General features: G+C 57.9%; 15 protein-coding genes and 1 pseudogene. 1 reads left to right on the top strand and 15 read right to left on the bottom strand.

The genetic code is table 11. From position 1 onward, the window contains the following. Positions 1-113: 113 nt before the first annotated feature. The 3 genes from GE107_RS19940 to GE107_RS19930 all read right to left on the bottom strand — a co-directional run bounded on the left by GE107_RS19940 (position 114) and on the right by GE107_RS19930 (position 4,180). Positions 114-872: a hydroxypyruvate isomerase family protein gene (locus GE107_RS19940; RefSeq protein ID WP_219641794.1), complete on the bottom strand. Its 759-nt coding sequence runs from the start codon at positions 870-872 to the stop codon at positions 114-116. 22 nt (positions 873-894) lie between these two features. Next, the gene (gene corA / locus GE107_RS19935; RefSeq protein ID WP_219641792.1) at positions 895-1,845 is read right to left on the bottom strand and encodes a magnesium/cobalt transporter CorA; all 951 of its coding nucleotides are present in this window, start codon (positions 1,843-1,845) and stop codon (positions 895-897) included. Between the two features lie 313 nt (positions 1,846-2,158). Continuing rightward, a complete protein-coding gene (locus GE107_RS19930) occupies positions 2,159-4,180 on the bottom strand; it encodes a methyl-accepting chemotaxis protein (RefSeq protein ID WP_219641788.1) in 2,022 nt (673 codons plus the stop codon). A 348-nt stretch (positions 4,181-4,528) separates the two neighbouring features. On the opposite strand from GE107_RS19930, the gene GE107_RS19925 reads away from it, so the two are divergent. Then, entirely contained in the window at positions 4,529-5,368 is an 840-nt protein-coding gene (locus tag GE107_RS19925) for an alpha/beta hydrolase (protein WP_255570681.1), read from the top strand. Positions 5,369-5,676: 308 nt separating this feature from the next. Here GE107_RS19925 and GE107_RS19920 read toward each other — a convergent pair whose 3' ends face one another. From GE107_RS19920 to GE107_RS19865, 12 genes and pseudogenes are all read right to left on the bottom strand, one after another. Next, positions 5,677-6,093, bottom strand: a complete 417-nt coding sequence (locus tag GE107_RS19920; RefSeq protein WP_255570680.1) for a c-type cytochrome — start codon at positions 6,091-6,093, stop codon at positions 5,677-5,679. Between the two features lie 341 nt (positions 6,094-6,434). Beyond that, on the bottom strand, positions 6,435-7,358 hold the full coding sequence (locus tag GE107_RS19915; protein WP_219641782.1) for a GNAT family N-acetyltransferase: 924 nt from the start codon (positions 7,356-7,358) through the stop codon (positions 6,435-6,437). Positions 7,359-7,852: 494 nt separating this feature from the next. Further along, positions 7,853-8,647, bottom strand: coding sequence for an alpha/beta hydrolase (locus tag GE107_RS19910; RefSeq protein ID WP_219641779.1), 795 nt, complete (start codon positions 8,645-8,647; stop codon positions 7,853-7,855). Positions 8,648-8,957: 310 nt separating this feature from the next. After that, a complete protein-coding gene (locus GE107_RS19905; protein ID WP_219641776.1) occupies positions 8,958-9,884 on the bottom strand; it encodes a S66 peptidase family protein in 927 nt (308 codons plus the stop codon). Between the two features lie 381 nt (positions 9,885-10,265). Continuing rightward, positions 10,266-12,620, bottom strand: coding sequence for a bifunctional diguanylate cyclase/phosphodiesterase (locus GE107_RS19900; protein ID WP_219641773.1), 2,355 nt, complete (start codon positions 12,618-12,620; stop codon positions 10,266-10,268). 182 nt (positions 12,621-12,802) lie between these two features. After that, complete coding sequence (locus tag GE107_RS19895) at positions 12,803-13,981, bottom strand: NAD(P)/FAD-dependent oxidoreductase (protein ID WP_219641771.1); 1,179 nt, start codon at positions 13,979-13,981, stop codon at positions 12,803-12,805. Between the two features lie 18 nt (positions 13,982-13,999). Further along, the gene (locus tag GE107_RS19890; protein ID WP_255570679.1) at positions 14,000-14,560 is read right to left on the bottom strand and encodes a helical membrane plugin domain-containing protein; all 561 of its coding nucleotides are present in this window, start codon (positions 14,558-14,560) and stop codon (positions 14,000-14,002) included. Between the two features lie 1,182 nt (positions 14,561-15,742). Then, positions 15,743-16,663: pseudogene (gene rpoD / locus GE107_RS19885) on the bottom strand (RNA polymerase sigma factor RpoD); the annotation flags it as partial. Between the two features lie 1,013 nt (positions 16,664-17,676). After that, positions 17,677-18,111 carry a PaaI family thioesterase gene (locus tag GE107_RS19880; protein ID WP_219641769.1) on the bottom strand — a complete coding sequence of 145 codons (435 nt, stop codon included), beginning with the start codon at positions 18,109-18,111 and terminating at the stop codon, positions 17,677-17,679. 151 nt (positions 18,112-18,262) lie between these two features. Next, positions 18,263-19,942: an AMP-binding protein gene (locus tag GE107_RS19875; protein ID WP_219641764.1), complete on the bottom strand. Its 1,680-nt coding sequence runs from the start codon at positions 19,940-19,942 to the stop codon at positions 18,263-18,265. A gap of 46 nt (positions 19,943-19,988) precedes the next feature. Continuing rightward, positions 19,989-21,773 carry an acyl-CoA dehydrogenase family protein gene (locus GE107_RS19870; protein ID WP_219641761.1) on the bottom strand — a complete coding sequence of 595 codons (1,785 nt, stop codon included), beginning with the start codon at positions 21,771-21,773 and terminating at the stop codon, positions 19,989-19,991. Positions 21,774-21,887: 114 nt separating this feature from the next. Beyond that, positions 21,888-23,072 carry an acetyl-CoA C-acetyltransferase gene (locus tag GE107_RS19865; RefSeq protein WP_219641758.1) on the bottom strand — a complete coding sequence of 395 codons (1,185 nt, stop codon included), beginning with the start codon at positions 23,070-23,072 and terminating at the stop codon, positions 21,888-21,890. Between the last annotated feature and the right edge of the window lie 3 nt (positions 23,073-23,075).

Below are 23,075 nucleotides of genomic sequence, written 5' to 3'. Positions count from 1 at the left end.
CGTTCCTTTGCATATGAAGTTGTCGCAGGAATCGGCGTTCGGTTTACAACGGTTTCTTGCCCTCCTTTTCGATCTGCAGATGAATCAAATCTATTCCGGAACAGCGCCTTCCGTTACGCCGTACCGGAGTCCGCCCAGCGGCGAAGGCCCGGCATCGGATCCTCGCCTGGGAAATATTCCAGTCCTACAAAACCGTGATAACCCATGCCGCGGATCGCTCGGAAAACATTCTCGTAACGGATCTCTCCCTCGTCCAGCTCTCCACGCCCGGGATGCCCCGCCGCATGGAAATGCCCGATCCATTCCCGGTTCCGTTCGATTCGCCGGATGAGATCTCCCTCGGTAATTTGCTGATGATAAATATCATACAACACTTTCACATAAGGACTGTTAACTTCTCGAACGATGCCGAACGCTTCGTCGGAGGAAGACAAATAGTAGCCGGGGTGGTCAACGGCCGTGTTGAGCGGTTCGATCGTAAGCAGAACGCCGGCTTCCTCGAGCAGGGGCACGCAGGCGCGCAAGCCTTCCACCAGGCTGGCCCGCTGCGCCTCCCGCGGAACGCCCGCGATTTCTTGGCCCGTCTGCGAAATCAACACCTTGCATCCGAGCGTCCGCGCGGCGGCCAACGATTCGCGCAAGCCCTCCAAATAACGCCCCCGCTCCGCCGGTTCGACCAGGCTGACGAACTTCGTACACATCGCCGCCAGTTCCACCCCGTGTTCCTGCTGAGCTGCCCGAACGGCATGCAAATCCTTGTCCCACCACGACCAGAACTCGTAAGCGCCGTACCCCGCCTGCCGCACGAGGCCAATCGCCTCCGGCGTTTCCTTTCCACTGAATACCGCATCCGTGCAAACCGACAACCGCATTCCGTTCCCTCCGCTCCCTTTATTAGTCGAACCAGCCTTTGCGCCGGAACCAGAAGTACATGCCGAACCCAAGCACCGCCATCACGCCCAGCACGGTGAAATAGCCCCAACGCCAGTACAGCTCCGGCATGTAATGGAAGTTCATGCCGTACAAGCCCGCGATAAACGTAAGCGGCATGAAGATGGTCGTGATCACGGTCAGCGTCTTCATGATCATGTTCATCCGGCTCGACCGCATCGAATCGTAGCTGTCCCTCAAGTCCGCCGTCATCTCGCGGTCGGACTCGATCATGTCCGTCAGCTTCAACAGATGGTCGTACACGTCGGTAAAATAGGCGATATGCTCGCGGATGCCGGGGATTTTGTCCGAATTGAGGGTCCGGTACAGCAAATCCCGCATCGGGATGACCGTCCGGCGCAGCCGCAGCAAGTCGTTCCGGATGTCGTACACCTCGTCGATCAGCGTCTGCAGCTTCTCTTCTTCTTCCCGGCTCTCCAAATCGTTCATATGGTCTTCGATCCGGTACAGCGTCGGAAAATAGTTGTCCACCAGCTTGTCCATGATGAGGTAAGCCACGTAATGATGGTCATGCCGAGAGTACAACGAGGGGTCCTGCATCCGCCGCCAGGCTTCGTCCACTTCCGAGGCGGGCTCCAAATGGAACGAAACGATCCCCCTCGGACCGAGAAAGTAGTTGATTTCCTGGGCTTTCAGCGTGACGGGGTCGATCCCGTGGATGACGAAAAAATGCGTATCTTCATAATGATCCAGCTTGGGCCGCTGAAGCAGATGCATGCAGTCTTCGATCGCCAGAGGGTGAAAATGGAAGTAGCTGTCCAGCAGCTTCGTCTCTTCCTCCGTAGGACAATCGAAATCGACCCAAAACCATTTGATTCGGGGTTCGGTCAGGTTGCGCAGGGGGATGTTCTCCAGCTTCTCCCCGTCACCCGTAATGGCTAGCGTCCGAAGCAAGTACGATCACCTCACGGTCATTATGCGCTTTCCGCAATGCTTTTGGCAACTTCGTCCTCCGTCATAGCGATCCCTCGATTCGCGCAAGCTAATCCCGATCCTCGCGCAAAGGAGGGACACGGGCATGGGAGACAAGCAGCAGGGACACGGCCGGAAGAACACGACGACCCGGACCGCCGACCGGAAAGGCAATTCGTCCGGCAACAACCACTGATCCGCGCGCGGAACCGGCAATGCGGCGAAACCACCCTTGGGCGGGTGGTTTCGTCATAATGATTTCCGAAATAGGTCACGCCTGGATTTTCGAAATCATTCATACGACTTTAAAATGTTTTAACTCCTGTTGCAGTTTCTCAGAAATATGATTCAGTTGCTCGGACAGTTTGGCCACCTGATTGATGTTTGCCACTTGCTGTTGCGCGCTGGCGGATACTTCTTCCGTTGAAGCCGAGTTTTGTTCGACGCTGGCAGAGATCGTGTGCAGTGCGTGAACAATCTCGTCCTTATTGCGGTTGATTTGATCGCTGCTGCTTTTGATTTGGTTGATCCGCCCCTTTAGTTGCTGCAGATCGTCGGCAAAATGGAGAAACACCTTCTTCGTATCTTCCACGGATTTGGCGTTATGTTCGGCGATAGACAGCCCTTGAGCCATATGCTGCACGGCCACGCTCGTTTTTTGTTCGATCAGATGCACCTTCTTGTTAATTTCCTCTGTTGCCGCGGCCGTTTGCTCTGCCAACTTCCGCACCTCGGCCGCTACAACGGCAAAACCTTTGCCTTGATCGCCGGCCCGCGCCGCTTCAATCGAAGCGTTGAGAGCAAGCATATTCGTTTTCTGTGCAATTTGATTGATCGTTTTCAGGAAGTTTGAAATTTCTGAACGGCTTGTATCGATATCCTGAATGATCGCCGACATCGCCAGCGAAGATTGATTGTTTTGATCCGACCATTTGGACAACTCGCCCACAACGCGCAATCCATAATCACTTCGCTCTTCCGATGTTTGCATCATATCTCCGATCGCTTCCGTATCGAGGGCGATCGCTTTAATTTCTTCGGCGAACTGGATGGCATTGCGCAAAATGTTGTCCGTTTCGAAAGATTGGGCGTTGGTCGCTTTCGCGATTTCATCAACCGCCACCGCCGTTTCATTCATGGTCTCGAACGCTTGAGCGGATATCGACTTCAGTTCGGAAGATGACTCGCTTAAAGCTTGCGAAGTGTTGGATACCATATGTACGATTTGGCGAATTTGATGCAGCATGCTGCGAATCGCCTGCGAAATCTGACCGATTTCTTGTTTCGCATCCATGTCTACTTTTACGGTCAAATCGCCATTCTCAATCCGCTTCAAGTTCGTCAGCAAATGCGGTATGCTTCGCAGCATGTAGCGCAGGGTCAAATAAGAAGCAAGCACAAGCAAAACCAAGCTGGCGGCAAAACCGCTGAATGCCGTCAGCTTAAACGTGTTCAATTCAGCAAACGCTTCTTTTTCAGTTATCGTCAGGCCGACCGACCATCCTGTCACCTTGCTGGTCGCATAACCGATATAACGCTTTACGCCGTTATCGTTAATCAACTGCACGCCCGATCCCCCGGCGGTCATTTTTTTAGCAACCTCGCCGAGATCACCCTTCGTCTCCGTAAGTTTTTCCTTCATCACTTTATCTTTATCCGGATGATAAAGAATGTCGCCGGATGGAGACAGCAATACCGCATACCCGGTATTGCCAAGAGAATAACTCTGCATAATCGAAGGCATCGCTTTTAATGCGATATCGGCTGCTACAAACCCGATTCGTTGATTATTCTCATCTTTCAGCGGATAGAAGATGCCGATCAGAACCTGACCGTCAATTACACTTGCATACGGTTCAGAGAAATACAATCCGTTCGCTTCAACGGTAGGCTTATAGTACGGGCGATCCTTTATTTTAAAATCCGGCTTGCTGGTAACGCCATCTTGCTCGATCCAAAAGCCGTTTCCTGCATACCCTGCCACCCAAGTATCGGTAAGAGCAGGGTCCGTTTTAAAGATCGCATCCAACGTAGCTATCGTTTCAGAGGAGTAAGGCGAGCTCTTCGGATTATCTGCGGATTTGACCGTTTTAACATAATCCCGAAACAGCTTGTTGGTTGACATTTGTTTCACCATCATGCCTTTTTCATTGAATAGAGCGTCGAGCTTCTCGACAATCGCCTGCGTTTTCGCCTGAATGATCGACTCTTGCTGATCGACGAGCAAGTTGTGGGTGAATGAATACATGATCGAAGCCAAAGTGGAGAAAATAACGAAGATAATAACAAATAACACCAATGCCAGAGTGTTTGCCATGCTTGAAATCTTGCTCTTGTGAAATTTTCCCACTCTCTCACTCTTTTCTCGTATAGTACTTTAATCCTAATGCCAAAGTGCGATGCATAGTCTTTATAGCCCAATTAATTCGACATGTTTCGTATATATTCCTTCTGGCATATCAGACATAACGTCGCCTACGGAAAGAAATCCGCTGAAACAACAACCTAAACTGTTCGATATGCTGATTAAACTGCTGACGATGCCCATTCGCAAACTTACTGCAGTGTAATCGACCATGCCGTGCGATCTCGTCGATGCATAACTGCCAATCTTCTTCAAATATGCGATAATACAAGAAGATACGGAAGAAAGGAGCTGCTCTCCTTGCACTATCGTGAATTTGGCTGGCCGTCGAGGAGCGGGGGCAACGTCTTCGCCTGCGAGTGGGCGCCGGAGAAGCCGGAATCGGCCAAAGCGGTTCTCGTCGCCGCCCACGGGATGGGCGAGCACACCGGCCGTTATGCCCACGTGGCCGAATGGTTTACGGCGAGCGGATACGCGTTCTTGGGTTTCGATCAGCTGGGACATGGACGGACGGAAGGAAAACGGGGCCATACGAATTCGTACGACGATTTGCTGGATGGCATCGACAGGTTGTTGGCTGAGGCGCAGCGGCGGTTTCCCGGCACGCCCCGCTTCCTGTTCGGACACAGCATGGGCGGTAATTTGACGCTCAATTACTTGCTCCGGCGCAAACCGGAGGTATCCGGAGCCGTGGTGCTGAGCCCGTGGCTGAAGCTCGCGTTCGATCCTCCCGCGCTGCAGGTTGCCGCCGCCCGCCTGCTCGAGCGGGTGTACCCGAAGTTCTCGAACAACCGGCCGTTCGACCCCACCCATCTCACATCCGATCCGGAGATGCTGAAGCGGCTGCGGGAGGACCGGCATGGCCACGGCATGATCACGGCGAGGTTCTTCCTCGGCGTTCATCGCGCGGGCCGCTGGGCGCTCGAACACGCGCCGGAGCTGTCCGTTCCGGTGCTGCTGATGCAAGGCGACTCCGATCCCGTCACCTCCATCGCCGCAAGCCGCCACTTCGCGGAACGCGCGGGAGGAGCTTGTACCTTCCGGGAGTGGCCGGGTTACCGACACGAATTGCATAACGAGCGGGGGCGCGATGAGGTGTTCCGGGTCATCGAGGCTTGGATGGCGGAACGTCTCCGCTGACCGCACGCCGAAAGACCGGCGGAGGATCGACGCCGTTTGGACGGCGAAGTGTCTCCGCTGACTGCACGCCGGAAGTCCGACGGAGGATCGACGCCGTTTGGACGGCGAAGTGTCTCCGCTGACTGCACGCCGGAAGTCCGACGGAGGATCGACGCCGTTGGACGACGAAGCGTCTTCACTGACCGCTCGCCGGAAGACCGGAGGAGAATCGACACGGTTTGGACGGCGGAGCGTCACCGCCGATCGCATGCTTGAAGGAAATCGCCGCCTCCCCACGGGAAGCGGCGTTTCGTTGCGGCTTGCGCGCATTATTTTTTCTTCTTGGCGGCCAGCCAGTCTGCCAGCGCGTGGATTTCCGCGTCGGTCAGCACGCCTTTGAAGGCCGTCATACCGCCTCCGCCCGCCGAAATTCTGGCCGCAATCTCGTCGGCAGACAACCTGGAACCGACCTCCTGAAGGTTCGGACCGACGCCGCCATGCAAATCGGCTGCATGGCACGCAATGCAATTCTGCTTGAACACCGCTTCGGCATTCACTCCGGCGGCTGTCGTGCCGGTTGGCGAAGCCGCCGGCGCTCCGGTCGGGGACGCTGCCGGGGACCCGCCGGGCGCTCCGGTCGGGGATGCCGCCGGCGTCTGATCCGGTGCCCCGTTGTTATTGCGCTGGCAAGCCGCCCCCGCGATAATCATCGCCGCCGCCAAAGCCGCGATCGCGATTTTCTTCATCGATTTTGCCCCCCTTTCGTCTGCAGGCTGGATGTTGTTGACCTTTCGACTTAGATTCCCCTCGCCTTCCATCCTCCATACAAGATTAGGAAACAAGACCTGGAATGCCCCCTGGCCGTTCCCGGGTGGGATGCTCACTCCGTCCCGCATCCGGCATGTCCGCCAAATACGTTTAACCTCTACGTTCCAAAGCAACGGCATTTCGGGTTTGTTGATCTTGCCGGCGATCGCCCTGCGCCCGAGCTTCATCTTCTCGGATGACGAATAACGAAAACGGTCCCGACCCGTCCTTGCGGACGGCGGGACCGTTCGGTTCCATGCGAGTTCCCGATTCGGAAACGCTACAGTTCCTTCTCGTATAGGGCCAATTGAAAAGCCGCCTTCATGCCCAGCCGCTCGTACAGGAGATTGGCCCCCGTCAGGCTGGACGCGTCCACGCTAAGCTGGACGTTGCGGATCCCCTGCCGGTAAGTCTCCCGAAATACGTGCAGCAACAGCGCCGACCCAGCCCCTCTCTTCCTCCAAGCGCGGCGGACGCCCAGCAAATCCACGAACACGTGGTCCTTGAAATTTTTGCTGATGACGAACCCCGCCATTTCCCCGTTCTCCCATGCCGTGAACCAAAGGTTCCGATCATAGTGCTCGCCGCTCCTAGACCGGATCCATTCCCCGAAATCCGTGTCGTAGAAGCGGTTGGTGTCCCGGAACGTTTCGCGGTACGCATCGTACAAACTTTGCTCCATCCCTGGCTGAAAATCGCGGATCTCCAGCCCCCCGATCTCGGAAACAACCGTCGGCTCTTCCGTCAGATCGATGATCATCCGGCTGTAAAGCCGCTTGAATTCGTATCCGCCGTTCTCCATGATGGAACGGGCAGATCCATTCAAGGCAGGCACGGCGTTAGCCAGCGTCCATCGCGCCTCCGGCCGGCCTGCGGCGATCGCACGCGCCCGTTCTTCCGTCCGTTTCGCGAGATCCGTGCCGATGCCGAATCCCGCGAAGTCCGGATGAACATATCCGGCAGCGGACATCATTCCTTCCCCGGATACTTCCGTGAACGCGAACCCGACAATCCGCCCGCCATCGCGGACGACCCAGGTATCGGATTCCAGCTGAAGCCCGGCCAAAATGTCCAACAAATCCTCGAGCACGAAATCAGGCTGCCCGAACTCCGCGATATCGCATGCGATAACGAGATCCGTGATCTCCGCTGCATCCTCCATCGATACCGGCCGAATCGTAAACGAATCCGATCGATTCGCCATCCCTTCACTCCTCTCCGCAATCCCGACCCGGGAATATGAACAATATACCAAATAATGGCGTTAGCGGATACCCGTCACAACAAAACAAGAGGTTGTTCCCGTCTTGTTTGGTTAGGCGCATCAGGCTATACGGCAACTTAGCGGCTGTGCGCCATTATTTCCCCCGAAGCGGCGGGGCTTGGGGCAATTTAGCGGCTGTGCGCCATTATTTCCCCGAAGCGGCGGGGCTTGGGGCAATTTAGCGGCTGTGCGCCATTATTTCGGCGAAGCGGCGGAGCTTGGGGCGATTTAGCGGCTGTGCGCCATTATTTCGCCGATGCGGCGGGGCTTTGGGCGATTTAGCGGCTGTGCGCCATTATTTCGACGGATAGCGGCTGTCCCCTCCACGCACAAAGCCATCCCAACAGCAGTAATCCGCTGCGGGATGGCTTCGCTCGTTTGGACGGATGCTGCAGCAATTGCCGGTAGCCTTCACCGACAATCGCCTAATGGCATTAGAACCCCTGCTTGCGCAGCCACGCCTCGCACAGCTGCGTCCAGGCACGCGCCGTCAGATCCTCGTCGCACAACCCGAGACCGTGGCGCCCATGCTCGAAAACGTGCAGCTCGTACGGAATCTTGTGGCGGCTGAGCGCTTGCGCCATGAGGAGTCCGTTCTCGACCGGCACGGCCTGGTCATCGTCCGTGAACCAGATGAAGGCCGGCGGCGTCGCGGCGCCGACTTGGCGTTCGATCGACATCTGGTTCCGCCATTCCGGTGTCGGGTCGTCTCCGAGCAAATTCATCATGGAGCCGTGGTGGCGGTACTCTCCGAACGTGATGACCGGATAGCAGAGCACCATCGCGTCCGGCCGGCCGTCCAGCCGTTCGACCGGGTCGGCCGATTCGGGATGCCCGATCCCGAACAGCGTGCCGGCCGAAGCGGCCAGATGTCCGCCGGCGGAGAAGCCCAGGATGCCGATCTTGTCCGGGGAATGGCCCCATTCCCCCGCCAGATGGCGGGCATACCGGATCGCCCGGGACGCGTCGGCGAGCGGCGCCGGATGGCGGTACGGCGAAACCCGGTATTTCAGCACGACCGCCGAAATGCCGATTCCGTTCAGCCATTCCGCGACCGGCCCCCCTTCATGACCGGCCAGCCCGCCATACCCGCCGCCCGGCAAGACGACGACGAGCCCTCGCGCGCCCTCTGCGGGATACAACGTCAGCGTAGGATGCTGCTTCGGTTCCGTTCCTTCTCCATATGGTGGCTCCCCGTTCCACAACGGGATCGTTTCGTAACGGCTCATTTTGCACATGTCCCCTCGAAGTCGAATTTTCTTCCAGTATGTATCGACCGCCCCCCGCTTGTCCACCCTTTTCTCGGCAAAGATTTCCTACGCCTCTTACGTTTGGCCGTCGCCATTCGGCGATGAACCGATGCTGAAAATTCCCGTTCCTGTAACCGTCATTTAAGACAGCCCCATGCCGAGAGATGCTCGAGGCGCATAACTGGATCTGCCTTCCGGAACAATGTGCCTCACGTTAAATCATCGACAACCCAAGCAGCCCCGGACTGCGAGACGTCAGTGACTTCCGTAATCCGGCGACTGCCGCGTTTCAGACGGGCCGAACCGCCGGCTCCAGCAGCGTCAAACGGCCCGCACCGCCGTCCAGCAAAGCCCGCGCGCCGATCGGAATCGCCGCCTTGTAATGGCCATGGCCGGACGCGAGACCAGCCACCAGGGGTTTGCCGAGCGGCACGAGGAATTCGTCGATCAGATCTTCATACGTCTTTCCGTAGGCTTCCTCGCAACGCGTGCATTCCCCTATGATGAGGCCCGCGCAGTCCCGGAGCTTGCCGGCCAGTCTCAGCTGTTCCAGCATCCGGTACACCCGGTTCACGGGCTCGTGCGTTTCCTCCAGCAGGAGGATCGCGCCTGCCGTATCGATTTCGAACGGGGTGCCGAGCGAACCGACGATCGACGTCAGGTTCCCGCCGACGATGGGACCTTGCACCGCTCCCGGAACTCTTCCGGACAGAGGCATGCCGGGCGGATTCGCGATGGCGCAAGGAACCGCCGGCGACGAGGCCGCCGCGAAGAACTGCTCGAAGTTGTACGCCGGGGTACCCGCGCGGAAGTCGATCAGCATCAGGCTGTGAAGGGCAACGAGCCCGGAAAACCGGTACAACGCATTCAGCAGTATGGTAATGTCGCTGTACCCGCTGACCAGCTTCGGATTCCTCGCGATATAGCCATAGTCCAAGTACGGGAGGACCCCCTCCACGCCGACGCCGCCCCGGATCGTGAGCACCATTTTCACCCGGGGATCCGCGAACATGCTCATGAGGTCCTCCGCCCTCTCTTGGTCCGTCCCGGCCAGAAACCCGTTTTCTGCGTAGATGTGCCGGCCGATGATGACCCGGAATCCCAACCCTTGCAAATCGCGGATCCGGGCGTCGATGACGGTCCGTCCCGGAGGACTCCCCAGCGTGACGACGCCGATCGCGTCTCCCTTCCGCAACGCCGGTCCTTTGACGGCCATCCGACCCACTCCCCTCATCGCCCGTTACTCTATCCTTATGAAGGGAAGCATGTCCTCCATGCGGTCCGGCCGAAAAAACGAAAAGGCAACCGGCACCTGCCTTGAAAGAGGCAGCCGATCGCCTTGCGGTAGTCCCTGCGTTCCCTCCAGGGGATTGGGGGAATCGTTCTCCAGTACGTACAACCGGTTATGGAACAACCCTTCGTTTGCCCCCGCCGTGTGCGCCGTCGCGAAGTAGAGTTACCATTTTCCCTCAATCGCGTATACCCCTTCTCCTTTAGAAAGCGGGACGTAACCAGGCGAACGCAAACGACGCCGCTCCTCTCGGCCAGTCCGGCCGGAGAAGCGGCGTCGTTCCGTTTATTCGCTTGGCGGCGAGCGTTACGGAATCTTCACGCCGAGTACCTGATCCGCAGGCATCGGCCTGCCGATGAAGTACCCTTGTACCTGGTCGCATCCGTAGGACCGCAGGAAATCGAGCTGTTCACGCGTCTCGACCCCTTCCGCGACGACGGCGAGCTCCAGACGGTGGGCCATTTCGATCAGCTTGGCGACCACGATCTGATGCCGAACGTCTTCGCTCAGGCACTCGACCAGCGCTTTGTCGATTTTCATACATTGTACCGGAAGTTCGCATATGTATTTCATCGAAGAATACCCTGCCCCGAAATCGTCGATCGAAATCGTAAACCCCATGCTTCTCAGCCGGACAAGAACATCCGATACTTCCTCGAAATTTTCGATCGCGAACGTTTCCGTCACTTCCAGCTCCAGGCAGCGGGGATCCATGTTCTCCTCTTCCACGATGCGCCCGATCCGCCGGACGAAATCCGGCTCCAGCAGCTGGATTCCCGATACGTTGACCGCAACGACGAGAGACAGGCCCGGCTCGTCCGTTCTCCACGCGAGATACTGCCTGCATGCGGCCCGGATCACCCATTCCCCGATCTCATGGATCAGGCCGGTCGATTCCGCGGCGGGAATGAATTCGCAGGGCGACACCGCCCCAAGCTCCGGATTCGTCCAACGGAGCAAAGCCTCGACACCCAATATCCGGTCCGACGGCAAATCCCACTTGGGCTGGAATACAAGCCGCAGCTCGTCCTTCTGCAACGCATGCTTCAACAAACGCTCGATACTCCATTTGCGGGTACGCTGCCGCTCGATATCCGCGGAAAACCACCGGTGATGGCCTTTGCCGTTTTCCTTGACGTCCAGCATGGCCGCGTCCGCACGGAGCAGCAGCCCTTCCGCGTCGATCCCGTGATCCGGGAACAAGCAAATGCCGACACTGGCCGAGGTGTTGATGGAACGCCCGTCCAGGTCGTATGGGACGGCCAGCGCGTTCGTGATCTTCACTGCCAAGTCGTCGATCTCCCGCGAGTCGGCGCGGACGGGCACCACCGCGCAAAATTCGTCCCCGCCAAGCCGGTATAGAAAATCGCCTTCCCCCAAACACCGCTCCAGTCGAACGGCTGCCTGTTGAAGCAAGGAATCGCCCGCTTGATGTCCCATGCCGTCGTTGACCCTTTTAAAATGGTCCAGGTCAATATACAGCACGGCAAACTGGCTCCTGTTCACCGCCCCGGCGTAGACCAAGCGTTTCACCTTCAGGAAGAAAGCTTTGCGGTTCGCGAGACCCGTTAAGGAATCGTGTTCGTTCTGGTAGCGGATCTCCTGCTGGGCGAACTCCAGCGAGCTCATCATGCGGTTGAAGGATTTCTCCAGCCGCGTGAACTCGTCGTTCCCGATCTCCGGGATCCGCAGGGAGAAATCCTGTTCCGCCTGGATCGTTTTCATGCCGGATTTCACCCGGTTCATCCGCGAAAACACGAATCGCTGAAGAACGAAGTTCACGAGCAAGTAGAACAAGAGACCGGAAACGAGAAAGAAGGCCATATAGAACCGATTGTCCCGCTGCGCCTGCACCGACAGTTCCCTTGGCATCGTGTACTGAAGCATGATCGCCGGTTCGCCGCGGATGTCCGGGAGAAGGGCGTAGCCCCGTATCGCATTCGGCTCCGTTCTCGTCCAGTAAGGGAAGTCCTGGTGCCCGGGACCGCGGATCTTCCCGGTATCTCCGGGCAAGGCAGCCGGATGACTGACTGGTTCTATGGTTAGTTCTGTATCCGCTTTCTCGGATAAGTAACGAGTAAACTCGGCATCGACGTCGCGCGCGAAAACGAGCGTGCCGTGCACGGGTCCTTCGTTATTGCTGGTGAGGATCGGAAACGCGGCAACGATGATCGGCCGGCCTTTCAGCAGGATCAACCCGACCTTCCGCGAAGCGGGGTTCGCCCCGGGCAACAGGGAAGAATACCGGGTGAGCAGCGCGTCGACAAAAGGTCCCGGATAAGGGAGGCGCTTATGGCTCGCGTAATCGTAAGCCTTGGCAAAATACACTTCATTCCGGTTATTCAGCAGAAGCGCAACGTTCAAGCGGCTGGATTCGAACAAGGAATCGGTATAGTTGACGGCGAGATACGGATCGTCCTCCCCGGGAACGGGATGCCTCATCACGAAACGATACGTATCGTCCCAGCCGGCGTAGTTGATCGTAATGGCCCCCAAGTTGCGGTACTCGTCGAAATAGGAATACAGAATCCGCTTCATGCCTTGCTGCGTGTCGTTGTTCTCCATCATTTCGTAATTTCCTATGATGGCGCTGCGAAAAATCACATACAGAATCGTCAGCAGGCAGAAGGTCGTGACCCCGACATACAACATGATTTTCATTCGCAGAGACACCGCTGCACCTTCTTCGAATGGTTTTCCTCCGATGTCTCTTCAGTATAAAATAATGCCAACTTCCTAGGAAGAAAGTCTCGGCAAGATTTGTAGAAAAATGTCAAATTTCGGCATATAAAAAAGCGGGGAGCCCCGCCTCCTTCCATGCGAATCGGACTAGAACCCGCACGTCAATAGGCCAAGGAAAACAAGCCTTTGATGTGCGACAAGTAGCGGATATGGCTGGCCTCCTTCATCGCGGACGCCGGGAAACCCTTCAGCGGGATACGCCGGGCGCCGATCGTGGCCACTCCGTCTCGCCTTCCAAGGCTTGCCAGCGTTCCCGACATGACGGGACGGAACGGCTTCATCGCCGTTTGCCTGAAGGAGGCGAATATGTTGAAGCCTGCCGTCTCCCCCATCTGCCAGGCGAGCTGGGCGCTCGGAGGGTACGGCCTGCCGTCCTCCGCCAGCACGATCGCGCTGTCGCCCGCGACGAAAATATCCGGATGCGACACCGACTGCAGACACTCGGTCACGACCGCCCTGCCGCGGCTGAGCTCGATGCCGGACGACGACACGACCGGATGGCCCTGCACGCCGCCGGCCCAGATGAGCGTGCCGGCTTCGATCGAAGTACCGTCTCTGAGCACAATTTCGGTTCCTCTCACTTCCGTAACCGGCTGGCCCGTCACGAACCGGACGCCCCGGCTCTCGAGGCTCTCCCGGGCCCGATCGACGAGCTCCGGCGGAAATCCCGCCAAAATCGAAGGTCCGGCTTCGACGCAATAGAGACGGATGTCCTCCGGTTCGATCCCCCTGGCACGGCACCAGTCGGGCAGCTCGTCGGCCAGCTCGCCGACCGCCTCGACGCCGGTCAGGCCTCCTCCACCCACGACGATCGAGGCGTCCTTATCCTCCTTCGTCCGGGCGTAAGCGTCCAGCTTCGATTCGAGATGAGCCCGGATCCGTTTGGCATCGTCGACGGATTTCAGCGTGAAGCTGTTTTCCGCAAGTCCCGGGATGCCGAAGAACGCGGTCTCGCTGCCGAGCGCGATGACAAGCGTATCGTAGCGCAGCGTGGTACGGTCGGCAAGACGAACCAACTTGGCGACAGGGTCGATGTTTTCCGCGGTCCCGATCTTCAGCCGAACTTCTTGGCCTCTGAGCAGCTTCTCTAGCGGCAGGGCCACCGCCTGTTCTTTGACGTTGCCGGCGGCCAGCCGGTGAAGCTCCGTAACGAGCTGGTGCTCGGGGTAACGGTTGACCAGCGTGACGTCAGCTTCGCCGGCCTTCAAGTATTTGCGGACCGTCAGCGCGCTGAGCAGGCCGCCGTAACCTCCGCCGAGAATCAAAACCTGTTTGTTCATTGTACTCCCCTCCCGGGATCAAGCCTTGAACCGGCCGGTTTCTCTGTCGTTCAAGATTTCGAGCAGCGCCTTCGCGAAACGGAACGCCTTCTGCGTCTGCGGATCCTTCATCATCCGAAGCAAGCCGAGCAGCCCGATCATGCCCGTCTCCTCGCGTGCCCGGTCATTCGCTTCGATCACGGCAGAGGCGATGTCCTTCGCCCTCTCCTTGACCGGCCCGAAGAACTCGTCGATTCCGCCTTTCAAGTCCGCGGCGAATACCGGATCGGTCGCGACATTCCGGATCAGCGCGTACGTCTGCGTCAATTGCGCGGCCATCTCGGTCAATTGCGGCAGATGATCGATCAGCGAATCGAGCGCTTGCCGGACTTCCGGTTGCGCCAGCCGCTCGAGCAGTTCCGTCTGATTCGCGGATTGCGTCGCCTTCTCCTCCGCTTCGTTCATGGTTGCTTGGTTCTTCGCGGTTGCCATCGTAGTTTCCATCGTAGTTTCCATCGTAGTTTCCATCGTAGTTTCCATCGTAGTTTCCATCGCGGTGTCCATCGCGGTGTCCATCGCGGTGTCCATCTTGGTGTCCATTCCTTAGTTCCCCCTCGCTAGTTTGTGAATTATTTCACTATCTATCATAAAAAAAACCGACTCTCACTCTTCTCCATACGAGCTTCATACGTCCTCATCCCCATCCCCATCCTCATCCTCATCCTCATACTCATCCCCATCCCGATCCTCATCCTCATCGATCTTCACACGCCCAACCCGATTTGTGATTTAAATCACAAAGATTCGCGCACATAGAAATCACGAACTTCTCCATTCCATCACATCAACTTCTACCTGCCGCTGCCTGGAATTTTTTTCAACCGCGCTTTAGATTGTGATTTTAATCACAAATTAACACAGAAAGCCGTTCCCGTCAATCCATTTTCACCCATTATATCGAACGTCTTCGCTGCCCAACTCTCACACGCAACCGCTGCAGCACGCTTTGACAACCGTGTCATTCCCTTGCGGCAATCTGCCCTGGCTCGAAAGGCTAGATTCTTTCGTGCAATTCCATTGCCACCATCCTATACATAAGCTAACAGTGAATTCGATAAAAGCTAAATAAGTAAAACCCCTGACGGCGTCCTGACCGGTATCCGTTAAAGGGTACCGAAATACGTTTCGCCAAGTAATGAATTCTTAGAAAGGCATTAACGATAGGATACCTTGTGTTGCGATACCGTCCGGATAGGGCAGTTTCTCGAAACCGTATGCCGGAATTGCCCCGCCGATCAACTTTAGATGAAAAACCTCCCACTAATTCAATGAATTTTGCTTATTTGGGATCTTTAGAGGGAAAACCTCCCACTAATATCGGTGAAAAACTTCAATTGAGGGGAAATAGCCGGAATTAGAGGGAGGTTTTCCTTCTAATCACTCACTTTTAACCAATACGCAAAAATAGAGGGCAGTTTTCCCTTTAATCGCCTTGACTGCACGGCACCCGCCCCCTCTGAGGCACCACGATCGGAGACCTGTCGACATCAGATTCACCTATAACGCTCATGCGTGCGACTTCGGGCTTGTTCCGAACCTCTGGGTTTACTTCGCCGGAACAGAGAGGAGTGCAGAAATAACTTCACGCCGGCGCCAGTACCATAAACCGCTCCCCTCTCGCTTCCCCATAACCGCTCTCTCCAAACTTATAATTTCTATAATCTAAAAAAGGACATTGCCGAGGGGTTCCCCGGCAATGTCCTTGGAGCAGGCGTCGCTTGTTTAGTCCTCGAGAAAATCCTTCAACCTTTTGCTGCGGCTCGGATGTCTCAGCTTCCGGAGTGCCTTCGCCTCGATCTGGCGAATCCGCTCGCGCGTGACGCCGAATACTTTGCCCACCTCTTCGAGCGTGCGCGTCCGTCCGTCATCCAGGCCGAAACGCAGCCGAAGAACGTTCTCTTCCCGATCCGTCAACGTATCGAGAATGTCCTTCATTTGCTCCTTCAGCATTTCGTAGGCCGCGACGTCCTCCGGCGCGATCGCGTCCGGATCCTCGATGAAATCCCCCAGATGGGAGTCGCTTTCTTCGCCGATCGGCGTTTCCATCGACACGGGCTCCTGGGAGATTTTCTGAATCTCGAGGACGCGCTCCACCGGGATCTCCATCCTCTGGGCGATCTCCTCCGGCGTCGGCTCGCGCCCGAACTCCTGCAGCAGCTGGCGGGAAACGCGGACCAGCTTGTTGATCGTCTCCACCATATGAACGGGAATGCGGATCGTCCGCGCCTGGTCGGCAATCGCGCGAGTGATCGCCTGGCGGATCCACCAGGTCGCGTAGGTGCTGAACTTGAAGCCTTTGCGGAAGTCGAACTTCTCGACCGCCTTCATGAGGCCCAGGTTTCCCTCCTGGATCAGGTCGAGGAACAGCATCCCCCGGCCCGCGTATCTGCGGGCGATGCTGACGACCAGGCGCAGATTGGCCTCCGTAAGCCTCTGTTTGGCCTCTTCGTCGCCCTGCTCGATTCTCTGGGCCAAATCGATTTCTTCCTCGGTGGAAAGAAGACGGGTTCTCCCGATTTCCTTCAAATACATCCGTACGGGATCGTTCGTATCGACACCCGGCGGCAAAGACAGGTCATGGAGGTCGTAAAATGGCTCCTGTTCCTGCTCCGCCGACTTGTCCGCAGCGAGTTCTTGCCGTTGATTGTCTTCCACCGTGCAGCTCCCCTTTATAAAACTCCCCGTTGACATTTCCAAGTTGCTGTGATATGATTAAATAATACGAAATTAGGTAAACCTTATTGTACCATGTTTCTTGCCTAAACTCAACCTATTTTTTTAAAAAGATATGAAAGCGCAGGTACCCTGGTGGATCCCGCGTTTTTTTGCGTTCCTGCGAAGATCCGCGGAGGCGCTGCCGGGAATTGCGCGAATGGTTTTTTTCTTTTGTTATTCGGTTCTTTATTCTATGATTGACGGGAAATCGTGGATAGGGAGAGATCCCATGCTCCAGTACATTTGCAAAGCCTGCGGGGTCCAATATCCGCTCTCGGACTTGCCGCCGGAGCACTTCGCGATTTGCGACGAAGAAGGACAGCACGTCCCTCCGGATAGGTAAACCTGGACGACCTGGAAGAGATGCCGGCAACTTGCGACCGAAAGCCAGGAGCCGTCGAAATACTTCTCCATTCATTTCATTTCAAAGGGGACCTTGATCCGGCCTATCAAGCGTTGGCCCATCTCGAAGCCGGGCTGCCGCTGACGGAAACGAAAGACGGGTAATCCTGGCGCATCATCGCGAGGCTGCGCCGTCCTGACGATAGTCGTTTTATCGAGGTGACTCAGAAAAGTATGGCGAATTTGATACTTTCTGAATCACTCAAAAAAATCACCATGACTAAGTCGGGGAAATCCCCCTCTCAGACCATGGTGATTTCTTGATTTCGGACGCAGCCCGACAAAAATGTCGGGTTCGTCGATATTTTCGAGTAATTCCCGGAAAATCATCCCCCCGGCGATCGAGTTACTCGATTTATTCAGTCAACTCCCCCGAATTCAGTCCCCGAAACGCCGAGTCACTCGATTTTTTCGGTCAACTCCCCCGAATTCAGTCCCCGAAACGCCGAGTCACTCGATTTTTTCGTGCAATTCTCCTGAATCGATCCTGAAGCGGGTCCCAGTAGCGCTATGGGTAGCATCCTACTCCAGGCCATCACTCAAACCGGCCGGTCGATCACTCGGAACGTCCCGGTCCCGAAGGCGAGCAGCTCCCCGTCCTCCCGGCGCGCAGAGGCTTGCGTATTGATCATTTTGCGGGACATGTGCAGCAGCTCCGCCGTGACGGTGATGCGTCCCACGCCCGTCGGGGCTACGTAATGGAGGTTCAAATTGGTCGTCACGACGCTCTCCTGCGGCCTTGCGATCATGGCCACAAGCCCCATGGCGGAATCCATCAGCGTCGCATGAACGCCCCCGTGCAGAATCCCGATGAGATTCAGATGATGGGGCCGAACGTCGAGCGACACCGTCACCCGTTTCTCGTCCAGCGCTTCCAGCTCGCAGCCGAGGAACCCCCAAAAGGAATGCTCGGCCTTCTCCTTCAATCGCTCCACCTGTGCAGACAGCGCCTGTTTCGGATTCTCCTGATCCATTCCTTGCTTGCCTCCCGCCTTCTACGTTCCGCCTTTTCTCTCCCGCCGCATGCCCCGTCCCGTTCGCTCAGGGCTTTTCGAATTCTCCCGGTCTATGCCCCTGCCTGCCCTGGTCCATGCCCCTGCCTGCCTCCTGCCCGATCCCGTCCGTTCAGGACGTGCGCGCTTTCTCCTCCTCCTCTTCGATCAGCTTGCGCCGCAGCACTTTGCCGGCCATCGTCTTCGGAAGCGCTTCCCGAAACTCGAAAATTTTCGGAACCTTGTACGCGGCCAGCTTCTCCTTGCACCACATCTTCAGCTCATCCGGATTCGGCGCGGCGCCTTGCCGCAGCACGATGTACGCCTTGACCGTCTCCCCCCGGTACGGATCGACGACGCCGGCCACGGCCGCCTCCTCGACGTCCGGATGCTCGAACAGCACCTCTTCCACTTCGCGCGGGTAGATGTTGTATCCTCCCGCGATGATCAGGTCTTTCCGGCGGTCCAAAATATAGCAAAAGCCTTCTTCGTCCATTTTGCCCAAATCCCCCGTGAGCAGCCAGCCGTCTCGGAGCACCCTGGCCGTCTCTTCCGGGCGATTCCAATAGCCCTGCATGACCTGGGGCCCTCGGACGGCAAGTTCGCCAATCTCCCCGGGCGGCATGTCTTCGAACGTTTCGGGATTGACGATCCGCGCCTCGGTATCGGGAAACGGAATGCCGATGGAGCCGATTTTCCGTTTCTCCCAAACGTTGTTGGCGTGCGTGACGGGAGAAGCTTCCGTGAGCCCGTACCCTTCGATCAGCCTGCCCCCGGTTAACGCTTCGAAACGTTCCTGAACCTGCAAGGGCAGAGGGGCGGCTCCGCTGATGCACATCCGGATCGAGGAAATGTCGAAACGCCCGATTCGCGGATGGTTGATGATTGCGACATACATCGTCGGAGCGCCGGGAAACACGGTCGGTCTCTTCTTCCGTATCGTCTGAAGCACCTGATTGATTTCGAAGCGCGGGAGCAGAATCAGCGTGCCCGCGGTATAGATGCCGAGATGCAGCAGGCAGGTCAGGCCGAACACGTGGAAAAACGGCAGCGCTGCCATGTATCTTTCCATGCCGTCCCTCGACTTGTAGCACCAGAGCCGTGCCTGGATCGTGTTGGCGACGAGGTTCGAATGCGTGAGCATGACTCCCTTGGCGAGTCCGGTCGTGCCGCCCGTATATTGGACGAGCGCCAAGTCGCGATCCGCGTCGACCGGATCATCGACGGGATCGGGAGCCGACCGGGCCAAGAGCTCGCGGAACGCGTGCACGTTGCCTCCGTACGCCACCTTCACCGCTTTGCCGTCCTTCTTTTGTTTTAACGCGAACAGGATATTTTTCGGAAAAGGAAGATAGTCTTGAATCGTGGTGACGATCGTATGGTTCATCGGCGAATCTGCCGTCGATTTGCGGACCCGCTCGAGCAGCTGGTCCAGGGTGACGATGATCCTGGCGCCGGAATCCTTCAACTGGTGTTCCAGCTCGCGCGGCACATAGAGCGGATTCGTCATGACGACCGTTCCGCCGATCATGAGCGTGCCGTAATAGGCGATGACCGCCTGCGGACAATTCGGCAGCATCACCGCGACTCGGTCGCCCTTGCGGACGCCCAGCCGAAGCAGGGCGTTCGCGAACCGCCGGGCCGACTCGAGCAGCGCGCGGTACGTCATCCGTTTGCCCAGGAAATCCAGGGCCGCATGGCCCGGATGGGAAGCCGCCGAATCGGTCAGAAAGTGGGCCAAATTGCGTTTCGGATAAGCGAAAGTCGGTGGAACTTCGGCAGGGTATTCCTTTAACCAAGGTTTATTCGGCATGGGCCGACACCTCATTCTCCCGAAGTGAGTTGCAGGAAGTCCTCCGTCAAACCACGTATTTCTCCGCCTCGACGACTTTGGCCGCGATCCGCCGCTTCAGGCCGAGCGTATCGACCGGCGGTTTGCGGGTCAGCTTCTTCAGGACCGACAGCTGCGTCCGCAGCGTGTCCCCGGATTCCATGGCCGAGAGCGCCTCTCTCGCCCAAGCTTCGATCCGCGAGAACTCCTCTTGCGCGAAAACGCGGGTCATGTCGATCGCGTTTTCCGCTTTCGCCTCCCCGGCTTTGGCGATCAGCTTGCGGGTGCGCAGCAAGGCGCTTTCCATCGCGTACACGGCAATCATCATGTCGGCCAGGTGACTGAGAATTTCCTGCTCCTGCTCGAGCTTCGCCTGGTATTTCTGCACGGCTTGCGCCCCGACCATCAGGAAGATTTTCTTCGCCATGCCCAGCAAGTGGGTTTCTTGTTCCAGCGTACCCTCGAACGTTTGCGCCGGCATCAGCTCGAGCAAATCGGCCTGCAGCGCCATCGCTTTCTGCATGAGGGGCAGCTCGCCCTTCATCGCCCGCTTGATCAGCGCTCCCGGAATGAGGAGGCGGTTGATCTCGTTCGTGCCTTCGAAAATGCGGTTGATGCGGGAATCCCGGTAGATGCGCTCGATCCGGTACTCTTGGATGAACCCGTAGCCGCCGTGGATTTGCACGCCTTCGTCCGCGACGAAGTCCAGCACCTCGGAGCCGAACACCTTGTTGATCGAGCACTCCAGCTGGTACTCCGCGATCGCCTTCGCCGCTTGCAGGCCCACGTTGCCGCCGCGGTGATCGACCTCCGCCAGCCCTTCGTCGATCAGCCCCGCCGTGCGGTAGACCATGCTTTCCAGCGCGTACGTCTTCACGTTCATTTCGGCGAGCTTCTTGCCGATCAGCGGGAACGAGGAAATGCGGCGGCCGAACTGGATTCGCTCGTTCGCGTATTTGGCCGACAGCTCGAGGGCGTCTTTCGAAGCGCCGAGCGCGCCCGCCGCCAGCTTGAAGCGGCCGATGTTCAGGATGTTGAAGGCGATCAGATGGCCTTTGCCGGTCTCCCACAGCAGGTTCTCGGCGGGTACCTTGACGTCCTCGAGAATGAGCGGGCAGGTGGAGGAGCCCTTGATGCCCATCTTCTTCTCTTCCGGGCCGACGCTGACGCCGGGCATCGTACGCTCGACGATGAACGTGCTGAAATCGGTGCCGTTCACCTTGGCGTAGACGATGAAAATGTCCGCGAACGCCGCGTTCGTGATGAACTGCTTCGTGCCGTTCACAATGTAGAACTTGCCGTCCTCCGTCGGGATCGCGGTCGTCTTGGCGCCTTGGGCGTCCGAGCCCGAGGAAGGCTCCGTCAGGCAATAGGCCGCGATCTTCTCGCCGGAGGCCAGGGCAGGCAAATACTTGCGCTTCTGCTCTTCCGTGCCGAAGTACACGATCGGCAGCGTGCCGATCCCGACGTGCGCGCCTACGGACAGGGCGAACGCGGACGCCCGGGTGAAGCGTTCGCCGATCAGGGTGGAGCTGACTTTGTCCAGGCCGAGCCCGCCGTAGGCTTCGGGGACGTCCGCGCCGAGCAGGCCGGTCTCCCCGGCTTTGCGCAGCTTCTCCACGGTCAGCTCGTAGTTCAGCTTCTCGATCGCTTCGTCGTGCGGCGCGATCTCGGCTGCGACGAAATCCTCGGTCGTCTGCGCGATCATCCGCTGTTCTTCGGTGAAATCCTCCGGCGTCACGATCCGGGTATAATCGATGTCCTCGATGACGAAACCTCCGCCCGCCACCTTGCCGTTCAACACTTTGCTCATCGCCGATCTCTCCTTAGCATCAGGATCTTTGCGTATGACATCAGGATCTTTGAGCTGGGCTCAAAGTCACTCCTTGCACCCTAAGTCACTCGATCTCCGCATGGTATTGCCGATCTACCCCGCATGAACCTCGAACACGCCCGCCGCGCCCATCCCTCCGCCGATGCACATCGAGACGACGCCGTAACCGCCGCCGCGCCGTCGCAGCTCGTGGAGCAGCGTGGCCGTGATTTTCGTCCCCGTGCACCCGAGCGGATGGCCGAGCGCGATCGCGCCGCCGTTCACGTTCACCTTCTCCTCGTCGATACCGAGCTCGCGGATGATTTGCAAACATTGCGACGCGAAAGCCTCGTTGATTTCGAACAGCTTGACGTCGTCCAGCGAGATTCCCGCCATCTTCAGCGCCTTCGGGATCGCCTTCACCGGTCCGACCCCCATGATTTCGGGTTCGACGCCGGCGAGAGCGAACGATCGGAACGTCGCCAGCGGCTGGAGCCCCAGCTGTTCCGCCCGCTCCCGGCTCATCACCACGGCCGCGGCCGCGCCGTCGCTCATCTGCGACGAATTGCCCGCCGTCACGGTTCCGCCCAGCTTAAACGACGGCTTCAGCTTGCCGAGCGCTTCCAGCGTCGTGCCTATGCGGACGCCTTCATCCGCGTCGAACGTGAACGTCTTCGTCCGCACGCGCCCCTGTTCGTCCACGCTTGCGAGCTGTGCCTGAATCGGGACGACTTCGTCCTTGAACTTGCCCTCCGCGATCGCCTTGGCCGCCTTCTCGTGCGAACGGAGGGCGAAGCGGTCCTGGTCCTCGCGCGACACGCCGAACCGCGAAGCCACGTTCTCCGCCGTATGCCCCATGGCGATGTAGACCTCCGGCATCTCCTCCACGATCCGCGGATTCGGCGACAGCTTGAAACCGGTCATCGGTACGTGGCTCATGCTCTCCACGCCTCCGGCGATGATGACGTCCGCATGGCCCAGCATGATCCGTTCCGCCGCGAAAGCGATGGACTGCAGCCCGGAGGAGCAGAACCGATTCACCGTGAGCGCCGGAACGGTGTTCGGGAACCCGGCGTAAAGCGACATGATCCGGGCGAAGTTGAGGCCCTGCTCGCCCTCCGGCATCGCGCAGCCGATGATGACGTCCTCCACGTCTTCCTTGGCGAGGCCGGGCGTCCGGTCCATGACGGCTTGCAGCACGGCTTTGCCCAGATCGTCCGCCCGCGTCTGGACGAGGCTGCCCTTCTTGGCCTTGCCGACCGCGGTTCGCGCGATGGATACGATTACGGCTTCTCTCATCGA

This window comes from Cohnella sp. CFH 77786, assembly GCF_019400745.1.
Taxonomy (GTDB): domain Bacteria; phylum Bacillota; class Bacilli; order Paenibacillales; family Paenibacillaceae; genus Cohnella.
Note: the sequence above shows the minus strand (reverse complement) of the source record. Positions and strands in the feature narration are given on the sequence as shown.

Excerpts from the sequence above, each read along its gene's own strand:
- GE107_RS19910 (WP_219641779.1), bottom strand. The coding sequence starts at position 8,647 with ATGAGCCGTTACGAAACGATCCCGTTGTGGAACGGGGAGCCACCATAT.
- GE107_RS19880 (WP_219641769.1), bottom strand. The coding sequence starts at position 18,111 with ATGGATCAGGAGAATCCGAAACAGGCGCTGTCTGCACAGGTGGAGCGA.
- GE107_RS19865 (WP_219641758.1), bottom strand. The coding sequence starts at position 23,072 with ATGAGAGAAGCCGTAATCGTATCCATCGCGCGAACCGCGGTCGGCAAG.
- GE107_RS19915 (WP_219641782.1), bottom strand. The coding sequence starts at position 7,358 with ATGGCGAATCGATCGGATTCGTTTACGATTCGGCCGGTATCGATGGAG.
- GE107_RS19940 (WP_219641794.1), bottom strand. The coding sequence starts at position 872 with ATGCGGTTGTCGGTTTGCACGGATGCGGTATTCAGTGGAAAGGAAACG.
- GE107_RS19905 (WP_219641776.1), bottom strand. The coding sequence starts at position 9,884 with ATGGCCGTCAAAGGACCGGCGTTGCGGAAGGGAGACGCGATCGGCGTC.
- GE107_RS19890 (WP_255570679.1), bottom strand. The coding sequence starts at position 14,560 with ATGGACACCAAGATGGACACCGCGATGGACACCGCGATGGACACCGCG.
- GE107_RS19870 (WP_219641761.1), bottom strand. The coding sequence starts at position 21,773 with ATGAGCAAAGTGTTGAACGGCAAGGTGGCGGGCGGAGGTTTCGTCATC.
- GE107_RS19875 (WP_219641764.1), bottom strand. The coding sequence starts at position 19,942 with ATGCCGAATAAACCTTGGTTAAAGGAATACCCTGCCGAAGTTCCACCG.
- GE107_RS19900 (WP_219641773.1), bottom strand. The coding sequence starts at position 12,620 with ATGAAAATCATGTTGTATGTCGGGGTCACGACCTTCTGCCTGCTGACG.
- GE107_RS19930 (WP_219641788.1), bottom strand. The coding sequence starts at position 4,180 with ATGGCAAACACTCTGGCATTGGTGTTATTTGTTATTATCTTCGTTATT.
- GE107_RS19895 (WP_219641771.1), bottom strand. The coding sequence starts at position 13,981 with ATGAACAAACAGGTTTTGATTCTCGGCGGAGGTTACGGCGGCCTGCTC.
- GE107_RS19920 (WP_255570680.1), bottom strand. The coding sequence starts at position 6,093 with ATGAAGAAAATCGCGATCGCGGCTTTGGCGGCGGCGATGATTATCGCG.